This window comes from Rubritalea sp., assembly GCF_039830215.1.
GTDB lineage: Bacteria > Verrucomicrobiota > Verrucomicrobiia > Verrucomicrobiales > Akkermansiaceae > Rubritalea.
Genome location: NZ_JBDOPO010000293.1, coordinates 1 through 4585 on the forward strand (window position 1 = coordinate 1; position 4585 = coordinate 4585).

Sequence of the window (4585 nt, forward strand, 5' to 3'; positions counted from 1 at the left end):
AGTTTCTTTCCGACGAAGGCGCTGACGAGCATGATGAGTGTGCTCTTGGGGAGGTGGAAGTTGGTGAGTAGGCGGTCGACTACTTTAAATTCAAATCCTGGGTAGATGAAGATGTCAGTTGCGCCTTTGCTTTCGTCTAGTGTGGTAGATTCTCTGCCGAGGCTTTCGAGGACACGCGTGCAGGTGGTGCCTACCGCGGTGACTCTCTTTGCCGTGTTGATTCGATCAGCGGTGTCTTTGCTGACTGAATAGCGCTCTGAGTGCATGTCGTGGTCTTGGATGAGCTCTGCTTTGACTGGCCGGAATGTGCCGATGCCTACGTGCAGTGTGAGGAATGCGTGATCGATATCCGAGAGAACTTCTGGGGTGAAGTGGAGGCCTGCTGTGGGAGCAGCGATGGCGCCTTCTTCTTCAGCGAAGACGGTTTGGTAGCGCTCCAGATCGGCTAGGTCACTATCGCGGCCCATGTAGTGCGGGAGGGCGAGAGAGCCGTGTTCGTGGATGTCGACAAATGTATCCCATTCTATCAGGCGGTTGCCATTTTCTAGGATTTCAATGACGGTGCCAATAGCATCGCCTACTTCGACGGTTCGGCCCGGTTTCATTTTCTTGCCAGGTCTGACCATGCATTCCCAGAGTTGCGGGCTAGGTCGGTCGGTGACGACGAGCTCAATCGCGTTGTCATTGGAGAAGACGCGAGCGGGGATGACTTTGGTGTTGTTGAGCACTAGCAGGTCATCAGGGGTGAAATACTCGTGGATGTCGGCGAACTGGCGGTGTTCGATTTTTCCCGAATCGCGGTGAATGACGAGCATGCGAGATCCGACACGGTTCTCAAGAGGTCTATTGGCAATGAGTTCCTCTGGGAGATGGAAGTCAAAGTCATCGGTGCGTAAGCTCATGACTTGGTTTGAACCTAAATTTGCTGAAGATTCAATATTGAAGTGTCCTAGAGTTGGATTAGTCTTTTGCCCGTGCTAGCCGCTCAAACTGCAATTCTTGATACCGATGGTAAATTTTTCCGTATTCGCGGGGAGCGTGTTTTCTTGAAGGTGGTGACTTATGGGCCATTTCCTGTGGGGGGAGTCGATCATGGATTCGAGTTAGTGCAAATCGTGCAGGCTGGATTCCATGCAGTGCGAGTCTATGGGGAGCCTGATTTTGCGCTGCTAGATGCAGCGCAGGCGAATGGATTGTTCGTGATTGTCGGTCTGGAATGGGAGTGGGATAGAGTTTTCACTGGAAATGGATTTTATACCATTTTTGAAAATGTCAAAGAGGGGATAAGACGGCAGTTGGAAAAGTGGGGGCAGCATCCAGCCGTGGTGAGCTGTTTGGTGGCAAATGAGGTGCGGCCAGACATTGCTAGGTGGCTTGGAGTGGAGCTAACTCGCGGGAGTCTCGAGGAGTTAATTGATTTAGTGAAGTTAGAATGCCCACACTTATTGGTCGCCTACGCCAGCTACCCGAGTAGTGAGTACTTAGAGCCAAGAAATGCAGATTACACAGCGATGAACGTGTACCTGGAGTCCGAAGCTGATTACAGGTCCTACCTGCGACGTTTGCATCACATTGCGGGTGACCGACCACTGCTCATATCTGAGTTTGGTTTTGATACTTTTAGGTCAAATGAGCAAAAACAGGCAGAAGTGCTGAGGTGGGGGGTGCAGGTGGCCCAGAGTGAGGGCTCTGCAGGCTGGACGTGCTTTGCCTGGTCAGATCTTTGGTACAATGGTGGGAGACTTGTTAATGACTGGGCCTTTGGCTTGGTGACTAGCGCGGGATGTCCGAAGTTGGCGTTCGGTGTGATTAGAGAAGACAGTTTAGAGCATTTCCCGATGCCTCTGATCTCAGTCATCGTCTGTGTCTACAATGGAGTACAGCGAGTGGGAGGTGCAGTGGAGTCGTTGCGCAATCTAAACTACCCTAACTATGAGGTTCTGGTTGTGGATGACGGTTCGACAGATGGTACTTTGGAGTTGCTTGAGCAATTCGATTTTATCCGAATTATTCACTCAGCGCACCTGGGCTTGAGTGTGGCGCGCAATAGTGGAGCATCAGCAGCAAAGGGGGAAATTCTTTCTTATATTGACGATGATTGTGAGGCTGATCGGGATTACCTCTATTGGCTGGCCAAAGCGTATGCAGCAAATGATTGGGGTGCCTGTGGAGGTCCTAACATACCACCCCCAGCAGAAGTAGAGGATGAGGCTGTGGTTGCTTGTGCTCCAGGAGCTCCCTCTCACGTAATGTTGAGTGATGTGGAGGCTGAGCATATACCAGGGTGTCATCTGAGTGTGCGTAAAGCAGTCTTTGACGAGATTGGTGGTTTTGGTGAGCAATACTGGGTGGCTGGCGATGATGTGGATTTTTGTTGGAGGTTACGCGAGGCTGGATATAAAATTGGATTTCACGGTGGATCATTTGTCTGGCATCGGAGGCGTACGAACTGGAAGCGTTATCTAAAGCAGCAGTGGGGCTACGGGAGAGCCGAGTCGCTCTTGATGGAGAGTCATCCAGAGTATTTTGGTAAGAATGGGATACGATGGGAAGGTTGCGTCTATGTTGGCTCGGTAACTGGCATCTCAAGCGCTTCTGTCATCTATCACGGTCTGGCAGGTGAGTCTCCCTATCAGATGACTTGGGCGACCATGATGCCTCAGAGGCTACTGGCCCGAGAGTGGTTCAGTTTCTCGACTAAATGGAAATTAATCATACTCTCGGCTCTTCATCCTTATGTGCGTGGGCTTTCTCGGAAGTGGTATTCTGGTCATATGACTCTTCCTCAGTTCCGTTGTTTTAGGAGGAAGTATGAGAGGTCTGAATGGGTGGATGAATATGTGAGCCCAGTCATTAGCGAGAACTTGAGGGCGATTCTTATCCAGCGACTCCAGGGGGAAGGGTGGCAATACGCAGGAGAGTATAGCGAATGGGATCTAACTTATGAGGATTCAATGTTGCTTGTCGTGGCTGAAAGGCTTGGTGATAGTTGGAGGATTAGAGTCAGATTTGAAGGGCTAACTGGGAAAAATATAGTGCAGAAATTAGTTTTTAATATCGCAGATTAAGTGTGTGGTAATATTCAGTAGTCGGTAGTTGTTGGCTACCTTTCATTTTATCCAGTGGATAGATGGGTTGAGGGGTGTTTCAAAGTCTGTATCTCATTCGAGTTGCTTTATATTCACTAACAGTATGGGTTCTCTCATTTTTTTTGATTGCTTGGGGCGATCGCAGGCACACAGATAAAGATGGGTTATTTAGGGTGGCTAAGATCACGGGCAAGGATAGCGGTATATTGTGGCCTGTGCTGCTCGGGGCTTTGCTTCTCGGGGTTTTGCTTGCGGCGACCGTTAAATTTGTTGCTATTCGGCATGCGGTAAACATATCTAAGTAAGGGGTAGTGGGGGGTCTAGACACAAAAAAACTCCGAGCAGCATGGCTGTTCGGAGCTTTGAGAAATGATTGGTAGTGTGGCTTAGGCGTAAACTACGAGGATTGAGTCCACTGGAGTGCTTTGACGAAGTGTGTCAGAGAGGATCACGAGAGGTGTGCCTTCTTTAACGAGCTCGTTTTCCTTAAGGAACTCAATAGCGTGGTTGATCGTGTCGAGTGGCTCGTCGTAGAAGGGAAGGACGTGTGGCTCGATACCGCGTGCTAGTGAAAGCTTGCGGCATGTGGCTGCCTCTGGTGCGAATGCGTGAATGCATGCTTCAGGGCGAAGAAGTGCAGCCTGAGTGGCCATGCGTCCAGCCTTAGTGAAGACAACAAGTTCAGCGCCTTCGAGGGAGTCTGCCAGCTTAGTAGCTGCGCGGATGACCTTCTGCTTATCTGTGCTGAGAACGGCAAGTTTGCCGTTTCCGATAGCGCCAGAGCGTTCAGTACGAAGAGCGATACGATCGAGAGTTTCAACACAGCGTGCTGGGTACTCACCTGTAGCTGTTTCACCTGAAAGCATGATCGCGTCAGCTTCTTCATACACTGCATTGGCAACGTCAGTTACTTCTGCGCGTGTAGGTGTTGGGTTGATGATCATTGACTCAAGCATGTGAGTGGCAACGATAACGCGGCGCCCAAGTTCGTGACAGCGGCGCGTGATGTGGCGCTGAATGATTGGGAGTTCTTCGACGTGTACTTCGATACCTAGGTCACCACGAGCGATCATGATGATGTCAGATGCGAGGATGATGTCGTCGATGTTCTTGATCGCTTCTTGGTCTTCGACCTTGGAGACGAGCTGTGAGCTACCGCCGAGCTTTTCCATTTCGGAGCGAAGTTCGTTTACGTGTGCTGCGTCGCGAACGAATGAACCAGCGATGTAGTCAGCCTTGCACTCAACTGCGAGTTTAAGGTCGTAGTGATCTTTCTCAGTGAGAGCTGGGAGATTGAGGCGTGTGCCAGGAAGGTTGATGTGGCGACGGTTGCCAACTTCGCCAGCTGTGAGTACTTCACAGATAAGGTTGTCTGCGTTCTTCTCCTTAATGCGCATGAGCATTGTGCCGTTGTCTACTACGAGCGTTGCTCCAGCAGAAACGTCGTCCATCATGCCTTCGTAGTTCACTGTTGTGGAGAACGGTATGGTTGCTGG

The 4585-nt window shown here is 50.5% G+C and carries 3 protein-coding genes; 1 reads left to right on the top strand and 2 read right to left on the bottom strand.

Annotation, left to right across the window (positions count from 1 at the left end; translation table 11 throughout):
- Positions 1-902, bottom strand: a 902-nt coding sequence (gene queA / locus ABGY95_RS09735; protein WP_347441487.1) for a tRNA preQ1(34) S-adenosylmethionine ribosyltransferase-isomerase QueA, incomplete at its 3' end; no start/stop codon positions are given.
- 72 nt (positions 903-974) lie between these two features.
- Here queA and ABGY95_RS09740 point away from each other — a divergent pair.
- On the top strand, positions 975-3068 hold the full coding sequence (locus ABGY95_RS09740; RefSeq protein ID WP_347441488.1) for a glycosyltransferase: 2094 nt from the start codon (positions 975-977) through the stop codon (positions 3066-3068).
- A gap of 407 nt (positions 3069-3475) precedes the next feature.
- Here the strand turns inward: ABGY95_RS09740 and pyk are convergent.
- A partial coding sequence (gene pyk / locus ABGY95_RS09745; protein ID WP_347441489.1) for a pyruvate kinase occupies positions 3476-4585 on the bottom strand: 1110 nt, incomplete at its 5' end.